This is a genomic window from Litchfieldella qijiaojingensis (assembly GCF_014651875.1).
Lineage (GTDB): Bacteria > Pseudomonadota > Gammaproteobacteria > Pseudomonadales > Halomonadaceae > Litchfieldella > Litchfieldella qijiaojingensis.
The window spans coordinates 207,492-226,740 of the sequence record NZ_BMXS01000001.1 but is presented as its reverse complement, the minus strand read 5'-3'; the positions used below and the strand labels follow the sequence as shown (position 1 = coordinate 226,740).

Genomic DNA, 19,249 nt, shown 5'->3' with positions numbered 1-19,249 from the left:
ATGGGATCGCCGCCGAGAGGAAGGGACTATTTGCGCAGCCAGCGGCTGGCATCGGCTACTTCGATGGCGCGTTCCACGCCCCGTTCCGCCCCTTTGGCAATGGCCAGCCCTAGACGCTCGCTCAACCCCCTGCGCGTTTCCAGGCGCACAGCCAGAACCCGAGCATCGTTCATGCGTTCCAGCAAATAGGCTTCGCTAGTACCCAGGCTATCCGCCAGCCCACGTTGCACGGCATCGCTGCCGTACCAGATCTCGCCAGTGGACACGGCATCGATATCCAGGTCCGCGCGACGCTCGGCCACATAGCGCTTAAACAGTTCGTGGGTATTTTCCAGGTCATCGATGAACTTTTCCCTGCCCTCCTCGGTGTTTTCACCGAATACCGTGAGAGTGCGCTTGTAACGACCGGCCGTGAGCACCTCGACGTCGACATCATGCCGCTTGAGCAAGCGATGAATGTTGGGCAACTGCGCCACCACCCCGATCGAGCCCAGCACGGCGAAAGGCGCAACGCGCAGCCGATCGGCACAGCAAGCCATCAGGTAGCCACCGCTGGCCGCCACCTTGTCGACACAAACCGTGGAGTTGACACCCGCCCCACGCAACCGATCCAACTGAGCGGCCGCCAAGCCATAGGAATGCACCAGTCCACCAGCGGACTCGAGCCGTATCACCACTTCATCGCCTTCCTTGACGACTCCCAGCAGCGCCGAAATTTCCTCTGCCAGGCGCGGCGTGTTCGACGCCCTCAAGTCACCGTGAAAATCCAGCACCCATACACAGGGCCTTACGGAGGCTTGCCCTTTGGCCTGACGTTTCTCGTCCTTGTCGGCACGGCGGAAAGCCTTGAGCTGTCCCTTGCGCAAGCCCCGGGCAGTACTGGCCAGACGTAAGCGGCGTCGCCGCTGAAGATAACGCTCGTTGAGATCCTCGATACGCAATCGAACACGCTCACCGGGTTCACCACGGACCCGCGCCACCAGAGCGATGATCAGGCCCACGACAGCCAACAATGTTAGTGCCTTGGCCAAGAACAGCCCGTAATCCGTTAGCCAATCGGTCACAGAACACTCCTCCAGGAAGCTGCGCTTGCCATTGCTCGCCACGACAATTCCGCTATCATCCCTGCATTGTAAAAAACTTGATTCAAACACATGTTTGAAATAATCTCCTATCCACCCGTGGTTCGACATCAGGATAAATACATGGCCAACCCCATTATCGAAAAGCTCCACGCGCGTTTCGATTCCGCCGCTGCACGAGGCATGGACGACGTCTTCCAGTTTCTGTTCGACGACACCGACGACTACTATCTAGTGGTCAAGGATGGCTCTCTCGATGTCCAGCAAGGCGAGCACGACGACCCTTCCGTGACCCTGACGCTGAGCACCGATACCCTCAAGGGCATCATGAGTGGCGAGGTCAATGGCATGACCGCCTTCATGACCGGCAAGCTCAAGGCCTCCGGCAACCTCATGCTGGCCACCAAGCTGACAAGCCTCTTCCCCAGCGCCTGAGACGGCCGCTCTCGTCACCGGCCCTGTCGTGCCACGCCGCGCAGGTGAGTTTCGATCAGGGCCCTGGAGATGGAATAGGGAGGCGGCAATTGTGGCAGACTCCCCGACGAGAACCAGGCAGCATCGGCGATTTCCTCACCATCGATACGAATGCGACGACTGGCGGCCTCGGCAAAGAAACCCAGCATCAATGAATGGGGAAAGGGCCAGGCCTGGCTACGATAATAGCTGACACGACCCACCGCGATTCCCACCTCTTCGTAGACCTCGCGTCGCACGGCCTCTTCAGCAGACTCACCCGGCTCGATGAACCCGGCCAAAGTCGAATACCGACCTGGGGGGAAACGTGGGCTACGCGCCAATAGCATGGCATCGCCATGCGTCACCAGCGTGATGATGCACGGCGAAATGCGCGGGTAGTTGCGATGACCGCAAACCGGGCATTGCATGGCGAACTCGTGCTTCAGACGCTCGGCAGGGGTACCACAGCGGCCACAGAAACGATGATTACGCCACCAGCTTCCCACCTGCAGGGCGGTCGACAACAAGGCGAACTGCGACTCGGGAAGCCTTGCCAACCATGCTCGTCCATCCAGCCAATCCGCGCCTGGCGCCCCTTCCTCGACGACCAATGCCACCGGGATATCCTGCCACCAGCCTAGCACCACGGCCGACTCGGGCCACTCCTGAAACGCTTGCAACAAACCGCCACCCTCGCCCGGTGCTATATGCTCCTGGGCCATCCGAATCAGGTACCCGCGATGCGCATCCTGAGGCAAGTCTCGACGGAACATTACGGCGATTTCCGCTCGGGTGTCTGCCAGCCAGGCAGATCATCCCAACGGCACTGGCCGGCCGCTTGACGAATTTTTTCCAGCTTTGCGTAGTGTGCCGCCAACTCGCTCTCGTCGGGCTTTTGCACCGTCAGCCGGCCTCTTTCAAGAGCCAGGCGGCGAATACCGCCATCACCGGAAGCGGATGGGCCACTTTCGGTTTCCTGCGACATTCCATCCAGCGATAACGCTGTCTGACCACCGGTCATCGCCAGGTAGACTTCGGCCAGGATCTCGGCATCCAACAAAGCGCCGTGCAGGACACGATGACCATTGTCGATGTCGTAGCGCTTGCACAAGGCATCGAGATTGTTGCGTTGCCCCGGGTGCTTGTCGCGTGCCATCTTCAGCGTGTCGAGAATCCGGCAATACTCGGCAACGGGCCCCAGGCGAGGCTCGCCACGAGCCTGGTTGAGCAGGCCTAGTTCATGGTCGATGAAACCCACATCGAAGGCGGCATTGTGAATGACCAGCTCGGCGCCACGGATGTATTCCCAGAACTCATCGGCGATTTCCGCGAAGACCGGTTCATTGGCAACCCGCTCGTTGGTGATACCGTGAACTTCGATGGCTTCAGCTTCGATATCGCGTTGAGGATTGATGTATTGATGGTAGTTGTTGCCGGTGAAGCGACGATTGACCATCTCCACCGCCCCGATCTCGATCAGTCGGTGGCCTTCCTTTGGGTCGATGCCGGTGGTTTCGGTATCCAGAATGATCTGTCGCATGCTGTCTCTCGGTTCTCGGAAAAGGCGCGCAGTCAGACTTGCGACGCCTGGTGTTCATCGATGGCTTCGTTGGCCAGGGCATCGGCACGTTCGTTACCGACATGTCCACTGTGCCCCTTCACCCAGTGCCAGTTGATGCGATGCTGGGCCGTTTCAGCCAACAGTGACCGCCACAGTTCGGCATTCTTGACGGGTTGGCGAGCCGCTGTCTTCCAACCGCGTTTCTGCCAGCCATGGATCCATTCGGTAATCCCCTTGCGCAGATATTCGGAATCGGTCCACAGGTCGACAATACAGGGACGTTTGAGCTCGCGCAGCGCCATGATCGCCGCGATCAGCTCCATGCGATTGTTGGTGGTGTTCGCCTCGAACCCTTTCAGGTCCTTTTCATGACGACCACTGATCAGCACCGCGCCCCAGCCTCCCGGTCCGGGATTGCCACGGCAGGCACCGTCGGTATAAATGGTTACTTGGGGAAGCGCGGCGTCAGTCACCCTCTATCATCCTTTCCGGTTGGCGGCTTATGCGGGTGGCATGCCCGAGCGAGGCTCCTCCCAGCGACGACCCGATGGCCAGTTTGGGCCGCTGGACCTGTGCCAGCTGCGATTTGCGCCGCGCCCGAATCATGAAGGTATCGCCCAGAGGCAAGTTATGGCGACGCCCCAAGGTTTCCAGCATGGCATTGCGCGGCGCCCTGCCTGGCAAGTGAAAACCGCAGTAGTCTACCCGCTCGATCTCGAAGTCGACAAACGCCAACCAGTCTCCCAAGCGGCCAGGCGTACGCCAGTGTCCACGCCAGGGCAGCTGACGACGTCGGTGCGGCCATACCCGCGACAACCCACTCACCCCCAACGGTCCCCAGCCAAAGATGATCAAACGCCCGCTATCGGCCGTGACCCTTGCCGCTTCCTGCAGCACATGGTGAGGGTCATCGACCACTTCCAGCAGGTGGTGGATGATCATCAGTTGCAATACCCCATCCGGCAGAGGCAAACGGTCGGGCTGACATACCAGGGTGCCGGGAGATTCGGCCAGCTCACGGGTCGGTGCCCAACACATGGGATGGCGTACCGGGCACATATCACTCAAACGGGGAGCCATCCCCAACTCAAGGCTATGTGCCCCGAACAAGCGTTCACAGACCGGCCCCAGGCAAGCGCGTTCCGCCTGCCAATGTGCTTGCCCATCGGCCGACGTCCAATAGCGGCGACCATCGCGCACCAACTGCGCCAGCGATATCGTAACATCCGAATTTGACACAGCGCGGCGTTCTCCCCACAGTATTCGGTTTTGCGTAGCCAACTACTACGCTGTCAGACGGCGTTTTTCCTTACCACCGGTCGGCCCAGCACTGGCGACTCGCTTGAAACTCTTGAAACTATAGCGGGAGCGGCCCGGATGGTTAAGTCGATGACTTGCAACGAGGACAACGATCCCATGTTGAGCGTGACACCGATTCCGGCCTTCAACGACAACTATATCTGGCTAATACGCCAGGACACGAGCCCCGAAGTCGCCGTCGTCGACCCCGGCGACGCCAGCCCAGTGATCGAAACACTCGAACGCGAAGGCCTCACGCTGGGAACGGTTCTGATCACGCACCATCACCATGACCATACCGGTGGCCTCGCCGAACTCATACGCCAGTATCGCCCGCGAGTGATCGGGCCGCAAAACCCCGACATCGAAGGCATCGACGAGCGACTCGTCGAAGGCGACGAATGCTTGGTCATGGGGCGTCGCTTCGAGGTCATCGAAGTGCCTGGCCATACGCTCGATCATATCGCTTTCTTCGCCGCCGGTATCCCACCCTTGCTGTTCTGCGGCGACACCCTCTTCTCTGCCGGTTGCGGACGCCTGTTCGAAGGCTCTCCCGAGCAGATGCATGCCTCGCTATCGAAGTTGGCGGCTCTGCCCAATGATACGCTGGTGTTTGCCGCTCACGAATACACCCTCGCCAACCTGCGTTTTGCCAAGGCCGCCGACCCTGACAATGCGGCCATCGACAAATATCTCGAGGAATGCCGGCGAGTCCGCGAGCAGGGCAAGCCTACGCTGCCGAGCAATCTTGCCCGGGAACATCAGATCAACCCGTTCCTGCGAAGCGACCAACATGGCGTGCAAAAAGCCGCCGCCACGCAGGGTGATGCCAATACCGCGCTTTCCACCTTCACCACGCTAAGAGCCTGGAAAGATCGCTTCTGACCCCATGGACGCGAAACGGACCGACTGCGCCCCAGAGGAACCACATTCATGACCCACCGAACATCCCGCCGCCAGGTCGTTGGCCTGGCGGGCATCCTACTGTTGGCCATGGCCGGCCTCGTTGCCGCGGCTCAAGGACATCCCGGCACCACCAATTACCTACCACGAACGACAACGCCTCCCTCAAGTTTCTGGGAGGCCCTGGTACTGGAACCAGCCTTGCCTGAAAGTGCCTGGGCAAGGCTGAGGAGTTCTTTCCAGTGGCAAACCGATATACATAGGCCGCGTGTACAGGAATGGATCGAGCGTTATCGTTCCAGTCCGGAAAACATCATCGAGATCGCCGAACGCGCCAGTCCATGGCTGCGTTGGATCACCCGGCAGCTCGAAGCACGTGACCTGCCCGGGGAAATCGCCTTACTGCCCTTCGTGGAAAGTGCTTTCGACCCCGAAGCTCGCAGCTCGCAGGGTGCCAGTGGGCTATGGCAATTCATGCCGGGTACCGCTGATGCCCTGGGGCTGCCACGCACCCGTGGCTATGATGGCCGCCTCGACGTGGTCGCCTCGACCCACGCCGCGCTCGACTATCTCGAACACCAGGCCGAACACTGGTACAAAGGCGATCTGGAGCTTGCTCTTGCCGCCTACAACGCCGGTGCCGGCACTGTGAACAAGGCGCGCCAGGCCGCTGCCAGCAGAGGGGAGCCGAACGACTACTGGCACCTGCGGCTTCCCGGCGAGACCATGCACTATCTCCCCAAGCTGCTGGCGATTTCCGCGATCATCGCCGATCCGCAGCGGTACGACATCGCATTGCCCGAGATCGCCGACACCCCCGTCTTCGCCAAGGTCGAGCTTGATGAAGCCCTGAACCTCGATCTTGCCGCCGACCTTGCCGGTACCACCCGGGAGGCACTCGAGGAACTCAATCCCGGGCTTCTCAATGGCACCTTGTCACCCTCCTACTCCAATGTACTGCTGGTACCGGTCGAAAGCCGCGAGACGCTGGTGGCAAACCTGGAATCTCAGCCGCCATCCGAATCATTCACTAGGGGTGACACTTATGTGGTACAGCGCGGCGACAACCTATCGACCATCGCTGCACGGCACGGTATCACCCTGGCCATGATCCGAGATTACAATGGCCTCGAAGGAGACCTCATACATGAGGGGCAGACGCTGCTCATCCCACGCTCCTCCTTCGCCCGCGCACAAGCCTCGACAAGCTGACCCGAACGCTGTCTGAAAAGGGTTGATGCTGCGCTGACAGCCAGTATTTACAATCGCCACGACGGCTGACACCTTAGCGCTACGGCGGCCTCTCAGGCCGCCGTAGCGCAGTGCTGCCATATCAGACGCCCCGGGGTCCGAATGTTCTCAAGAATGTCATCGATGATCGCTGTCCACTGTCGCCATTTGGCCGTGCTGCCACTTACCGCCATCTTGCTCATGGCCGCCACGGCTCTGCCCGCCGACGAACCACAGGACGTCCCAACGGTCCACGGCCTGGCTCTTTACGACGAGCCGGCCCTACCCCCTGACTTTTCGCACTTCCCCTACGTCAACCCCGACGCTCCCAAAGGGGGCAGCATGGTCCGTGCTGCCGTGGGCAGCAGCTTCGACTCAACCAACCCCTTCATCATCCGCGGCACGCCGGCCATCGGCATCGGCGAGATCTACGACACCTTGGTGGAAGGCAATCCTGACGAACCCTTTTCCGTCTATGGGCTACTCGCCGAAGGCATCCGGCTTGATCCCGAACGCCACTGGATCGAATTCGACCTACGCCCCGAGGCACGCTTTCATGATGGTGAGCCGGTCACTGCCGAGGATGTGGTGTTCAGCTTCGAGCTGCTGATGGAAAAGGGCAGCCCCTTCTACGGCGCCTACTATGCCGAGGTCGCCAACGTGGAAGCTCTGGACGAGCACATCGTGCGCTTCGAGTTCAATAACAACGAGTCCCGCGAACTGCCACTGATCGTCGGTCAGTTACCGATCCTGCCCAAGCACTACTGGAGCGAGCACGACTTCACCGCACCCACCTTGGCTCGCCACCCTGGATCGGGCCCCTACCGCATCGCCGAGGTGGAGCCCGGAAGACGCATCGTCTATGAACGGGTACCCGACTACTGGGGGCAGGATCTCCCCGTGAAACGCGGCCGCCACAATATCGACCAGTTGGTATACGACTATTACCGTGACCGTGACGTGGCGATGGAGGCCTTCAAGGCCGGCGTCATGGACCTGCGCATCGACGCCCGCGCCGCCACCTGGGCTACTGGCTACGACTTTCCGGCTTATCATGAGGGCTATGTCAAGCGCATCGCCATTCCCGACGGGCAGCCGGCCACCATGCAGGGCTATGCGATCAACCTGCGCAAGGAGAAATTCCAGGACGTGCGAGTGCGCGAAGCGCTCAACCTGGCCTTCGATTTCCCTTGGCTCAACGCCAACATCTTCTACGACAGCTACAAGCGCACCGAGAGCTTCTTCCAGAACTCGGAGATGGCTGCCGAAAGCTTGCCCAGCGAAGCCGAACTGGAACTTCTCGAACCCTTTCGCAACCAGCTTCCCGAGCGCGTCTTCACCGAATCGCTACCCATCGACCACCCGGAGAATCTTCGCGATCGCCTGAAGCTGGCCTATGACCTGCTGCTCGATGCCGGCTACGAAGTGCGCGATGACGTACTGGTGGATAGCGAAAGCGGGAGCCCCCTATCCGTAGAGGTATTGCTGTTCGACACTGGCATGGAGCGTGTCGTACAGCCAATGTTGCGCAACCTCTCGCGACTGGGCATCCAGGGCACCATTCGCATCGTCGATGTCAATCAGTACCTCAACCGGCTGCGCAGTTTCGATTTCGACCTGGTGACCGCCCAGTTCCCACAATCCAATAACCCGGGGAACGAGCAGCGCGAATTCTGGACCAGTGACTATGCCAACAGCCCCCAAGCACGTAACTTGATGGGGCTGAGCAATCCGGTGGTGGATACCCTGGTGGATAAACTGATCCGTGCCGCCAGTCGCGAGGAACTCAATACCCGAGCCCGAGCACTGGACCGCGTGCTGCGGTTCGGTTTCTATGTCATTCCTCACTATCATTCAGGCGAGACCCGCATCGCCATGTGGGACAAGTTCGCCTATCCCGACTTTCCCGAATACGGCATCGACCTGTCCTCCTGGTGGGTCGATCCCGAACGAGAAGCCGAGATCCTGCGTCGTCAGGGGCGAGCCAAGTAGCTGAAGGACAACCAATAAGGACGCATCGTGGCCAGCTATATCCTTCGCCGACTGTTGCTCATGATTCCCACCCTGTTGGGCATCATGCTGCTCAACTTCATCATCGTGCAGGCCGCTCCTGGCGGCCCCATCGACCAGTTGCTGGCACGCTTCGAAGGCATGGATTCCATGGCCAGCACGCGTCTCGATGTGGGTGGCGGCGAAGTGGTGACTCAGGATGAGTCAAGGGGTTCCCGGGGCGTGGATCCACGTTTCATCGAACAACTGGAGCAGCAATTCGGCTTCGATCGCCCTGCCCACGAGCGCTTCCTGGGCATGATTCGCGACTACGCCACGTTCGACTTCGGCAATAGTTTCTTTCGCGACCGGCCTGTCGTGTCACTGATGATCGAACGCTTGCCGGTGTCCATCTCACTAGGGTTATGGACCACGCTGTTGGTCTACCTGATATCGATACCCCTGGGCATCCGCAAGGCACTGCACCATGGCTCGTCCTTCGATGTCTGGACGTCTGGACTGGTGATCGTCGGCTACGCCATCCCCGGCTTCCTGTTCGCCATCCTGTTGATCGTATTGTTCGCCGGGGGAAGCTATTGGGATCTGTTCCCGTTGCGTGGGCTCACATCGCCCAATTTCGAGGAGCTCTCAACCCTGGGCAAGATCCAGGACTACTTCTGGCATATCGCATTGCCGGTGGTGGCCATGACCATCGGCAGCTTCGCCACCCTGACCATGCTGACCAAGAACAGCTTCCTCGACGAAATCCACAAACAGTACGTGCTGACCGCCAGGGCCAAGGGTGCCAGCGACCGCCGCGTGCTCTACGGTCATGTCTTCCGCAACGGCATGTTGATCATCATCGCCGGCCTGCCCTCGGCGCTGGTTACCATCTTCTTCACCGGCTCGTTGCTGATCGAGGTGATCTTCTCGCTGGAAGGACTCGGCCTGTTGGGGTTCGAGGCGGTGATGCAACGCGACTACCCGGTGATCTTCGGCACCCTCTACCTCTATACCCTGATCGGCCTGATCCTCAAGCTGATCTCCGACCTGACCTATGTGTGGGTCGACCCACGCATCGATTTCGAGACCCGGGAGTCCTGAGCCGATGTCGCTATCCTTTACCCTATCGCCCATCTCCCGCCGTCGACTGTCCGTCTTCCGTCACAACCGACGCGCCTGGGTTTCCTTATGGATCTTCATGGCGCTGTTCTGCGTGAGCCTGGCGGCCGAATTGATCGCCAACGACAAGCCCATTGTCATGCGTTATGACGGACAATGGTACGTGCCACTGCTCGTGGACTATCCGGAAACCGAATTCGGCGGTTTTCTGCCCACCGGCACCGACTACCACGACCCCTTCATCATCGAGCAGGTCGAGGAAAACGGCTGGGCGCTATGGCCGCCAATCCCGTTCTCCTATCAGACGCTCGACATGCAGATGCGACGCCCCTCGCCAGCACCTCCCGACGCTCGTCACTGGCTGGGTACCGATGACCAGGGACGCGATGTGCTGGCTCGGGTGATCTATGGATTTCGGCTATCGGTATTCTTCGCCCTGGTACTGACCGGGGGCTCGCTGGTGCTGGGCGTGGTGATCGGGGGAGTGCAAGGCTACTTCGGCGGCAAGACCGATCTAGTCGGCCAGCGCCTCATCGAGATCTGGTCCGGGCTTCCGGTGCTGTTTCTGTTGATCATTCTCGCCAGCCTGGTACAGCCTAACCTGTGGTGGCTACTGGGCATCATGCTGCTGTTCTCGTGGCTGGGGTTGGTCGATGTGGTGCGCGCCGAATTCCTGCGCGCGCGTAACTTGGAGTACGTGCGCGCTGCCAAAGCTCTAGGACTCCCTTCACACCTGATCATGTGGCGGCACGTGCTGCCCAATGCCATGGTCGCGACCCTGACCTTCATCCCATTCCTGTTCACCGGCGCTATCACCACGCTCACCGCGCTGGATTTCCTGGGCTTTGGCCTGCCGCCGGGCTCGCCCTCACTGGGCGAACTAGTCGCCCAGGGCAAGAACAACCTGCAGGCCCCCTGGCTTGGCATTACGGCCTTCGTCAGCCTATCGGTAATGCTGTCGCTGCTGGTCTTCATCGGCGAAGGCCTGCGCGATGCCTTCGACCCTCGCCACATTCAAGCCTCCAGCAGCGTAGCCACGAGGACACCGACGCATGCCAATTGACGCACTCTTCCGCTTGCAGGACCTAACCGTCGCCTTCGATGGTGTGACGGTCGTCGATCGGTTGTCATTGGAAGTCCGTCGGGGCGAAACTCTGGCACTGGTCGGCGAATCGGGCTCCGGCAAGTCGGTCAGCGCCTTGGGAGCCATGGACCTGTTGCCGGCCAATGCCAGCGTCAACGGTGGCCGCTGGCTGGAAGGAACCGATCTCGGCCGTCTGTCGGCACATGAATGGCGAGGCCTGCGTGGCGGCCGAGTGGGCTTCATCTTCCAGGAGCCCATGACGTCGCTCAACCCCCTGCACACCGTGGCCAAGCAGATCGGCGAGACGCTGCGTCTGCATCAGGGGCTCAACGGCCGTGCCGCACGGGAACGCACACGCGAGCTGCTGGTACAGGTCAAGCTGCCACGTCCCGACGAGCTGCTCGATGCCTGGCCCCACCAACTCTCCGGCGGACAGCGTCAGCGCGTGATGATCGCCATGGCGATCGCCAATGACCCCGCACTGTTGATCGCAGACGAACCGACCACGGCTCTCGACGTCACGGTGCAACGGGATATCCTGAACCTGCTCGACGAGTTGCGCGCCCACTATGGCATGGGCATGCTGTTCATCACCCACGACCTGAACCTGGTAAGACGCCACGCCGACCGGGTCTGCGTACTCTACGAAGGCCGCGAACAGGAAACCGGCCTGGTCGGCGAAGTCTTCGCCAGCCCACGCAGCGCCTATACACGTACTCTGATCGACGCCGAACCGGAAGGTAGTCCCCAACCCCTCGCCACACAGCACCCTATCCTCGATGCTCGTAACCTGTCGGTGGCCTTCCCGCGTCCCAAGCGTTGGCTGATGGGCAAACGCCCGGCTCCCTTCGTGGCCGTGCACCCGCTCTCACTAGAACTGTCTCGCGGCGAGACGCTTGGCATTGTCGGTGAATCCGGTTCGGGCAAGACGACGCTAGCCATGGCACTGCTGCGCCTGACGCCCAGTCAGGGGGAAATACGCTTCGATGGCGAACGCCTGGACACCCTCACCGGTAATGACTTGCGCAAACACCGCAAGCGCTTCCAGATCGTCTTCCAGGACCCTTATGGATCGTTGTCACCACGCCTGCCGGTCTCGGAGATCGTCAGTGAAGGCCTGAGGTTCCACTATCCCGAACTCGACGAAGCGGAAGTTCAGCGGCGCGTGCGGGAGACGCTCAAGGAAGTCGGCTTGCCTCAGGATTGTGCCTCGCGCTACCCGCACGAGTTCTCTGGCGGGCAACGCCAACGCATCGCCGTGGCCCGCGCCATCATTCTCGAACCCGAGTTGGTGGTTCTCGATGAGCCCACATCGGCCTTGGATCGCAGCGTGCAGAAACAACTCGTGGTTCTGCTGCGCGACCTGCAACGCAGGCGGGGACTCAGCTATCTATTCATTAGCCACGACCTGGCCGTGGTTCGGGCCATGGCCCATCGAGTGATGGTGCTCAAGGATGGGGAAGTGGTCGAGCAAGGCGATTGCGACCACGTACTTGGCGCCCCTCAGAGTGCCTACACCCAGGCGCTGGTGGAGGCCTCCGGTCTGAGGATGGCAGTCAGCGCCTGAGCCCTGCTTGTCAATGGACTTCAATCAGTCGATCCGAATGGCAGCGTCACAAGATAACGGTATAAGTCAGAAAGCGGCAATTTCATCCTCACTCAACTCACGCCACTCGCCTGGCGCCAGCGTCGGATCGAGCACGATGCCACCGATAGACTCGCGATGCAGGGACTCGACATGATTTCCGATCGCGGCAAACATGCGTTTCACTTGATGATACTTGCCTTCGTAGATCGTGAGTCTCACTTCATGAGCCGTAAGCAATTCGAGCTCGGAGGGAAGTGTGGGCTTGTCTTCGCCATCCAACTCAATGCCTTCAGCGAAAGTGGCCACGGCCCGCTCGGCTGCCATGCACGACAAGGGGTCGGCCAGCGTGGCACGATAGACCTTCGCACAATGCCGTCGTGGCGAGGTGATGCGGTGCGACCACTGGCCGTCATCGGTCAGCAATACCAGGCCGGTGGTGTCCATATCGAGACGTCCTACCACCTGCAACCGCTCTTTCTTGGGCAGGTCGACCAGGTCGGTCACGATCGGGTAGCGCCCGCCCTGGGTCGTACACTCCACCCCCACCGGCTTGTGCAGCATCAGGTAACGCAGGCCGACCAGCTTCAAGGCCCGCCCTTGCCACTCCACATGGCTATGTGCGTCGACCTGGGTCCCCGGATTCTTGACCACCTCACCGTCCACGCTGACTTCCTCTCGGTGCATGGCTTTCTTGGCCAGGCTACGCGTCAGCTCGGTGGTCTCGCAGAGAAACTTGTCCAGGCGCATCAGACCAGTACCTCGAAGCGGTCGGCATCCATCCAGGCCGGAAACTTGTCGCGGAAGTCAGCCAATGCTTGTCGGTCGAGCGATCCGGTCAGCAAGAATGGTTTATCGCGCGGCTCATCGATAATCGGCTCGCCTTTGAAATCTACCAGCATCGAGTCTCCGGCATAGGCTAGCCCCTTGGCGTCCTCTCCTACCCGGTTGACGCCGATCACATAGCACAAGTTCTCGATCGCGCGTGCCTGCAGCAAGGTACGCCAGGGCTGACGACGTGGTGCCGGCCAATTTGCCACGCACAGCAGGGCATCGTATTCGAACGCGTTGTCATCGACCGATTGCTGACGCAGCCAGACAGGGAAACGCAGGTCGTAGCATACTGTCAGCAGTATACGAAAGCCTTTGAGTTCGACGACCACACGCTGTCGCCCCATATCGTAACGTTCATGCTCTCCGGCCATGCGGAACAGATGCCGCTTGTCGTAGTGGACCGGGTGGCCGTCGGGCGTGGCCCAGATCAAACGATTGAAATACTCGCCGTCGTCCTCGACAGCCACACTGCCAGTCACCACACAACCCCGCTTGCGAGCCTGCTCGCATAGCCAGGCCACGGTACGACTGGTGGCCATGGGCTCGGCCATGTCGCGGGAATTCATGGTGAAACCGGTGGCAAACATCTCCGGCAGCACGATCAGATCCGTGTCATTGCCGCCCAGGTCGCCGAGCAGGTCTTCCAGCATCCGGCAGTTGGCCTCCGGGTCCTCCCAACGCAAGTCGCACTGCACCAGAGTGGTGCGTAATTCGCTCATTCCTCGTCCTCCAGTCGGCTATGCCTCTCAGCCTAAATGAGACAGCTCATTATCGCAGCCCTTGCATCCGCAGACCTGCCACCTCGCATTCGCCACGTCACTGGGTTTTGCCCGGTGCTGTGCTAGATTAGGTCTTTTCGATAATGAGGTCACGATGAGTCCATCTCCCGGCACATCCTCCCACATCGACCCGGAGGCCACCAAAGGCGTGGGCTTCGGCCTGACCGCCTATTTGATGTGGGGGTGCTTCCCGCTGTTCTTCGCTCTGTTCGAGGGAATCCCTGCCTGGGAAGTGTTGATTCACCGGGTGATCTGGTCGTGCGTATTCCTGGCGGGGCTGGTCACGCTGCTGAGGCGATGGGGGCCAGTCAGGCTGGCGTTTGCCGAACCCAGACGGCTGGGACGCGTGCTGGCCTGCGCCCTGCTGATCGGGCTCAACTGGGGTATCTACATTTATGCCGTGGAGAGCCGACAAGTCTTTCAGGCCAGTCTAGGCTACTTCCTTACCCCGCTGGTCAATGTCGCGCTGGGCATGCTGGTCCTGCGCGAGAAGATGCTCCGCTTGCAGGGAATCGCCGTGGCTCTCGCCACCGTGGCCATCGCTATCCAGTTGTTGGTGCAGGGAGAGCTGCCCTGGATCACGCTAACCCTTGCCCTTTCTTTCGGCACATACGGGCTTTTGCGCAAACAGCTCCCGCTGGATGGGCTATCGGGCCTGTTCGTGGAAACCCTGTTACTGCTGCCACTGGGTCTGGTGGCCTTGGCCTGGCTAAGCCTCATCGATGCTTCGCATTTCCTGACCACACACGCCACGACATTACTGCTGATCACCAGTGGAGTGATCACCGCCTTGCCGCTGATGGCCTTCGCTGGAGCCGCCCGACGCCTGCGCCTTGCCACATTGGGTTTCTTGATGTACCTGAATCCCAGCATCCAATTCTTCATTGCCTTACTGGTGTTTCGCGAACCTCTGACGTCGGTACAGCTCACCACCTTCGCCTTGATCTGGACGGGGCTCGTCCTGTACTTGTGGTCAGCCTGGCTGTCACGCCCTCGCCCACGTGGTACCGTGCCCGATCAGGGCTGACACAGGGGATCGATGCCATTGTATTTTGGCGTCCTAGCATCTTCGGCGAGATAACCGATCAGTGCCTCGAGAACCGCCATGGTCGGTACCCGGCACTGCCAGAGTTGCTGTCCCGGGGGCGCGGGGAAACTTTCCTGATAAAGCCTGGCAGTTGGATCCTCACTGCGATTCTCGAGCGCCTGCACCCCCAAGCGTTTCAGCGGCTCGACATCGTCGATAGGCAGCATCACCAGGCAATGCTGCACCCCTTGGGAATTGATTGCGAAGCGTTGCCCCGTCGCACGGACCTGCCACTCACTGAGTCGCAAGCGACTGATCTGGCGGCGATGCTCGACCTCAGGCAGTTGCGCCAGATGCGCCGCCGCCAGGCGCCCATTGATGTGCCGCTCGCGGCTGGCGGCATTGACGCCGGGATAAAGAAATCCCTTACGCTTGATCATCCAATCCACCGCCTCGCCGACTTCCACACCTTCCCCGGGCCGAAAGCGCATTTCGCGACGCGACAACGCATTGCGCACCGTCGCCAGTCGGAGCGAACAGGCCGCTGCGATCTCCCGATGGTCAACGACCCCAGGGCGCAGGATCACCAGTCCCATACGTTCCGCGGTAGCCTGCGCCAGCAACGGCGAGGGATCGAGCTTTAGACGCAGGACGGCCAATCCCAGCAGATGTTCGAGACGTGGCCATCCAGTTTTGCCGTGTTGCGTTGTCAGGGCACGAGTCAACGCAACGAAATCAACGAAATCCTTCAAGGCATGATCACCATCCGGAATCTCGGCCACCCACTCGCGAAATTCCTGTTCGCCGCATGCCAAGGCTTTCCAACGACGTGCCGCCTCAATCATCTGCTGCTTGAGACACCCCGTTCTCGGCGGTTCACCCCCTCTGCCCGACAGGCGTTGCAAGGGGGCCGCCACCTTCTCGCTGGCGGTGGCAACATCAACCTTCAGGATATCGTCGTGGAACAGCTCTCCAACCGGCTGTCCTAGCAACTCGTCCTGTAGGCCCTGGCCCGATCGCCCACTATCTTTCGCCATGCCCCCTCCGCCGGCTCCCCGCCCCTTCAAGCAACGTTATTTTAATTAAACACAATGTATTCGGATTTAACGGCAATCCAGGGGAAAACTTGAGCATTCGAAGGACCAAAACGGCCATAGGTGCGCCATTCGGCACAGTTCCGGAATGCCTGCGAAGCAGGAGCATGCAGACATACCACTCGACGATCAGGCAGCTTCGGGCCGATAGCCGATACGGAATCCACCCCAGTGTTCGCCCTTGACGAAGATCGGCACCGACAGGTCGTGCATCACCTCGCCAGTGTCACGCTTGTAGGTCTGGACCAGCAGGGGCTCGCGGTGGGCCCCACAACGGCTGCCAGTGGGATCGTCGAAAATGCGCTTGCTACGGCTGTATTGCAGGTCGTGGGCATAGTCTCCAGTCGGTGGCTGGCTGACCTTCAGGTTATGGGTCGGCACATAACCGCGCTGGTTGCAGGTAATGGCGTAGGCTACGCTCAACGACTCCAGCAGCGGTTCCTGTATGCCAGGAAGATGCCGGTCGGTGAAGTCGTCGTAGGCCGTTCGATATTTGGGCGGGTTGGTCTGGTCGATGAGTTCGTATTCATCGGTAAATAGCGCATTGCGGTCGAGTTCACCGCTCTTGAGCGCCTGTTCGAACAGTGTGCCGATGCGATCCGCCGCCGCACGCGCCGCCAGGAAGACCTGCTGGTGGCGACCATCCAGCCGCTGCTGCGCGAGTTCACCATCGACGCCTTCGGCGGCTTCCATCAGCGCATGGGCCTGAGCTGCCAAGTCGTGCATGTCACGGGTGCCTTCATAAACTTCGGTCTCCAGCGTGTTCAGTACTTCCGCCACCTGGCGACCATGCACGCTGGTATCGGCCATGGCCGTGGCAATGCTGCCGATCTGCTGCTCGACGCTATCGAAATCACGGGTCAGATCGCTCAGATGCCCCCCGACCGATTCGACTTCCTTGGCTCGATCGCCAACGCGCTGCATCAAATGGCCAATGGTATCCACCACACGGTGGCTGCTTTCTCCGATCTCTCCCACCAGCGATTCGACCTGATGCGTGGCATCGGCCGTGCGCTTGGCCAGTTCGCGTACCTCACCAGCCACCACCGCGAAACCACGGCCGTGCTCACCGGCGCGCGCCGCCTCGATGGACGCATTGAGCGACAGCAGATTGGTTTGCTCGGCGATCTCCTCGATCAATGCGGTGACGTGCCGCACGCTATCGCTCTTGCGGCCCAGCGCTTCCAGCAGACCAAGCGCTTCCTCGGAGCGTGACGCCAGAGAGCGCATTTCCTCGATCACCCTATCCAGCGCCTCGCGGCTGGACAGATTCGAATCCCGCGAACGACTGGCCAGCTCCGATACCTGGCCCGCACTTGTCGAGACTTGCTCGATGGCCGCGGTGATCGCCGCCATGCTCGACACCGCTTCCTTGACCACGTCGTCCTGGCGTGCCAGACGCTGATCGAGACGGTCGGCATGGTGAGACACTTCGGCCGAGGCGATGGCCGTGCGTCCGGCGCTCTTGATCAGACGATGCGCCATACGCTTGAGAGAGTGGTAGTCACGCTGCGGAGGCAACCAGGGCTGTCTGCCCTTGCCAGCCAGAGTGTCTTCATTGGCCAAGTAGACGGATATCGCCCCGACCAATGCCAGTCCCGCTCCGGCCAGCGCCGACAACAGCATCGCCAGATAACTCCCCCACGGCTCCGGTATGAAATGGAACACGGCAACGGCCACCGCCACCAGCACCAGAGCCAACAACATCGCGATCTTGCCCATACGTACGCTCTCTATCGTGATTATTCACTGCAGGGCTTATCGGCTGTTGTTGAAAAACCTGTTTAGTACTTTGGGTGCATCCACCAAAGTTCAGCGCAAGCAAACGACCGCGGGACGCTCGAGGCGTCCCGCAGGAAAGGTGATGTATGATCTTGCCCAGCAGCAGTGGACACCTCGATTAATCCAAGGAATCGAGCGTGGTCGCTACCGCATCGAACAACCGCTCGAGCTCGCTGTCGGTGGTCGAGAACGGCGGGCCGAACTGCAAGGTGTCGCCACCGTAGCGGACATAGAAGCCAGCCTCCCACAATGCCAGGGCGGCATCTCGCGGACGTACCAGGGGATCGCCGTCGCGCGGCGCCAACTGGACGGCGCCGGCCAGACCGTAATTACGGATATCCACGATGTGCGGCCGGCCCTTGAGCGCGTGCAGCTTGTTCTCGAACAGCGGTGCGAGGGCACGCACCTGGGCGGGGAAATCTTCGCGTTCGAGCAATTCCAGCGCAGCCAGACCCGCGGCGCAAGCCACGGGGTGGGCACTGTAGGTGTACCCATGCGGGAATTCGATGCCATGCTCCGGCCCACCGGCCTGCATGAAAGTGTCGTAGATCTCGCGGGAAGCGATCACCGCGCCCATGGGCACCGCGCCATTGGTGATCTGCTTGGCCACGTTCATCATATCCGGCACCACGCCTAAGGCATCCGCTCCGGTATTGGCGCCGCAACGACCGAACGCCGTGATCACCTCATCGAAGATCAGCAGGATGTCGTGACGATCGCAGATTTCACGCAGGCGCTGCAGGTAGCCATGCGGGGGGACGATCACTCCTGCCGACCCGGATATCGGTTCGACGATCACCGCGGCGATGTTCGAGGCATCGTGCAACGCGATCTGCTCCAACAGCGCGTCGGCGAGTTCGGCGCCACTGTGAGCCTGGCCACGGGTATAGGCCAGGTGCGACTGCAGGGTATGCGGCAGATGGCTGACATCGAGGAGCTGGCCATAGTGCTTGCGGTTACCGCCAATGCCCCCGAGGCTGGTGCCACCGACATTGACACCATGGTAGCCCTTGGCGCGACCGATCAAGCGGTTCTTCTCCGGCTTGCCCTTGAGCCGCCAATAGGCACGGGCCATTTTTACGGAGGTGTCGGCGGCCTCCGAGCCCGAATTGGTGAAGAACACATGGTCCAAACCCGGCGGCGTCAGGCTGGCGACCTTCTCGGCCAAGCGGAAGGCCAGCGGGTGACCGACCTGGAAACTCGGTGCATAGTCGAGGCAGCCCAATTGCCGAGTCACCGCTTCGCGGATCTCCTCACGATTATGGCCCGCCCCGCAGGTCCACAATCCCGAGAGTGAATCGAACAGCTTGCGCCCCTGGACATCGATCAGGTAACGCCCTTCAGCCCCGGTGACCATGCGCGGATGGGCGTGAAAGTCACGATTGGCGGTAAAGGGCATCCAATAGGCGTGGCTGGGAGTCT

The 19,249-nt window shown here is 60.7% G+C and carries 18 protein-coding genes; 8 read left to right on the top strand and 10 right to left on the bottom strand.

What is annotated here, in order from left to right; translation table 11 throughout:
• Window positions 1–26: 26 nt before the first annotated feature.
• A complete protein-coding gene (gene sohB / locus IE093_RS01150) occupies window positions 27–1,064 on the bottom strand; it encodes a protease SohB (protein ID WP_189465156.1) in 1,038 nt (345 codons plus the stop codon).
• Between the two features lie 141 nt (window positions 1,065–1,205).
• Here sohB and IE093_RS01145 point away from each other — a divergent pair, with 141 nt between their 5' ends.
• A complete protein-coding gene (locus IE093_RS01145; RefSeq protein ID WP_189465153.1) occupies window positions 1,206–1,517 on the top strand; it encodes an SCP2 sterol-binding domain-containing protein in 312 nt (103 codons plus the stop codon).
• Between the two features lie 14 nt (window positions 1,518–1,531).
• Here IE093_RS01145 and nudC read toward each other — a convergent pair whose 3' ends face one another.
• From nudC to IE093_RS01125, 4 genes are read right to left on the bottom strand one after another with little or no spacing between them, the layout of a single operon-like run.
• The gene (nudC, locus tag IE093_RS01140; protein WP_189465150.1) at window positions 1,532–2,311 is read right to left on the bottom strand and encodes an NAD(+) diphosphatase; all 780 of its coding nucleotides are present in this window, start codon (window positions 2,309–2,311) and stop codon (window positions 1,532–1,534) included.
• Complete coding sequence (gene dnaQ / locus IE093_RS01135; protein ID WP_189465147.1) at window positions 2,311–3,078, bottom strand: DNA polymerase III subunit epsilon; 768 nt, start codon at window positions 3,076–3,078, stop codon at window positions 2,311–2,313. The genes nudC and dnaQ overlap by 1 nt, the downstream gene beginning before the upstream one ends.
• A 32-nt stretch (window positions 3,079–3,110) precedes the next feature.
• Window positions 3,111–3,572, bottom strand: coding sequence for a ribonuclease HI (gene rnhA / locus IE093_RS01130; RefSeq protein ID WP_189465145.1), 462 nt, complete (start codon window positions 3,570–3,572; stop codon window positions 3,111–3,113).
• Complete coding sequence (locus tag IE093_RS01125) at window positions 3,565–4,338, bottom strand: class I SAM-dependent methyltransferase (protein ID WP_189465142.1); 774 nt, start codon at window positions 4,336–4,338, stop codon at window positions 3,565–3,567. The genes rnhA and IE093_RS01125 overlap by 8 nt, the downstream gene beginning before the upstream one ends.
• Window positions 4,339–4,515: 177 nt before the next feature.
• Between IE093_RS01125 and gloB the strand changes: the two genes are divergently transcribed.
• From gloB to IE093_RS01095, 6 genes are all read left to right on the top strand, one after another.
• Window positions 4,516–5,283 carry a hydroxyacylglutathione hydrolase gene (gene gloB / locus IE093_RS01120; protein WP_189465834.1) on the top strand — a complete coding sequence of 256 codons (768 nt, stop codon included), beginning with the start codon at window positions 4,516–4,518 and terminating at the stop codon, window positions 5,281–5,283.
• Window positions 5,284–5,331: 48 nt separating this feature from the next.
• Window positions 5,332–6,513, top strand: coding sequence for a transglycosylase SLT domain-containing protein (locus tag IE093_RS01115; RefSeq protein ID WP_189465139.1), 1,182 nt, complete (start codon window positions 5,332–5,334; stop codon window positions 6,511–6,513).
• Window positions 6,514–6,675: 162 nt separating this feature from the next.
• Window positions 6,676–8,523, top strand: coding sequence for an extracellular solute-binding protein (locus IE093_RS01110; protein WP_189465137.1), 1,848 nt, complete (start codon window positions 6,676–6,678; stop codon window positions 8,521–8,523).
• Window positions 8,524–8,550: 27 nt separating this feature from the next.
• Window positions 8,551–9,624, top strand: a complete 1,074-nt coding sequence (locus IE093_RS01105; protein WP_189465134.1) for a microcin C ABC transporter permease YejB — start codon at window positions 8,551–8,553, stop codon at window positions 9,622–9,624.
• A gap of 4 nt (window positions 9,625–9,628) precedes the next feature.
• Window positions 9,629–10,705, top strand: coding sequence for an ABC transporter permease (locus IE093_RS01100; RefSeq protein ID WP_189465131.1), 1,077 nt, complete (start codon window positions 9,629–9,631; stop codon window positions 10,703–10,705).
• Window positions 10,695–12,293: an ABC transporter ATP-binding protein gene (locus IE093_RS01095; RefSeq protein WP_189465128.1), complete on the top strand. Its 1,599-nt coding sequence runs from the start codon at window positions 10,695–10,697 to the stop codon at window positions 12,291–12,293. The genes IE093_RS01100 and IE093_RS01095 overlap by 11 nt, the downstream gene beginning before the upstream one ends.
• Window positions 12,294–12,359: 66 nt before the next feature.
• Here IE093_RS01095 and IE093_RS01090 read toward each other — a convergent pair whose 3' ends face one another.
• Both IE093_RS01090 and IE093_RS01085 read right to left on the bottom strand, forming a co-directional pair.
• On the bottom strand, window positions 12,360–13,061 hold the full coding sequence (locus IE093_RS01090) for a pseudouridine synthase (RefSeq protein WP_189465126.1): 702 nt from the start codon (window positions 13,059–13,061) through the stop codon (window positions 12,360–12,362).
• On the bottom strand, window positions 13,061–13,864 hold the full coding sequence (locus tag IE093_RS01085; RefSeq protein ID WP_189465123.1) for an amidohydrolase: 804 nt from the start codon (window positions 13,862–13,864) through the stop codon (window positions 13,061–13,063). The genes IE093_RS01090 and IE093_RS01085 overlap by 1 nt, the downstream gene beginning before the upstream one ends.
• A 154-nt stretch (window positions 13,865–14,018) precedes the next feature.
• On the opposite strand from IE093_RS01085, the gene rarD reads away from it, so the two are divergent.
• The gene (rarD, locus tag IE093_RS01080; RefSeq protein ID WP_189465121.1) at window positions 14,019–14,951 is read left to right on the top strand and encodes an EamA family transporter RarD; all 933 of its coding nucleotides are present in this window, start codon (window positions 14,019–14,021) and stop codon (window positions 14,949–14,951) included.
• On the opposite strand, the gene IE093_RS01075 is transcribed toward rarD, so the two are convergent.
• The 3 genes from IE093_RS01075 to aptA all read right to left on the bottom strand — a co-directional run bounded on the left by IE093_RS01075 (window position 14,942) and on the right by aptA (window position 19,226).
• On the bottom strand, window positions 14,942–15,988 hold the full coding sequence (locus tag IE093_RS01075) for a hypothetical protein (RefSeq protein ID WP_189465118.1): 1,047 nt from the start codon (window positions 15,986–15,988) through the stop codon (window positions 14,942–14,944). The two genes, rarD and IE093_RS01075, sit on opposite strands and share 10 nt — an antisense overlap.
• Before the next feature lie 186 nt (window positions 15,989–16,174).
• Entirely contained in the window at window positions 16,175–17,767 is a 1,593-nt protein-coding gene (locus IE093_RS01070; protein ID WP_229803137.1) for a methyl-accepting chemotaxis protein, read from the bottom strand.
• Window positions 17,768–17,945: 178 nt separating this feature from the next.
• Window positions 17,946–19,226 carry an omega-aminotransferase AptA gene (aptA, locus tag IE093_RS01065; RefSeq protein WP_229803180.1) on the bottom strand — a complete coding sequence of 427 codons (1,281 nt, stop codon included), beginning with the start codon at window positions 19,224–19,226 and terminating at the stop codon, window positions 17,946–17,948.
• Window positions 19,227–19,249 lie beyond the last annotated feature (23 nt).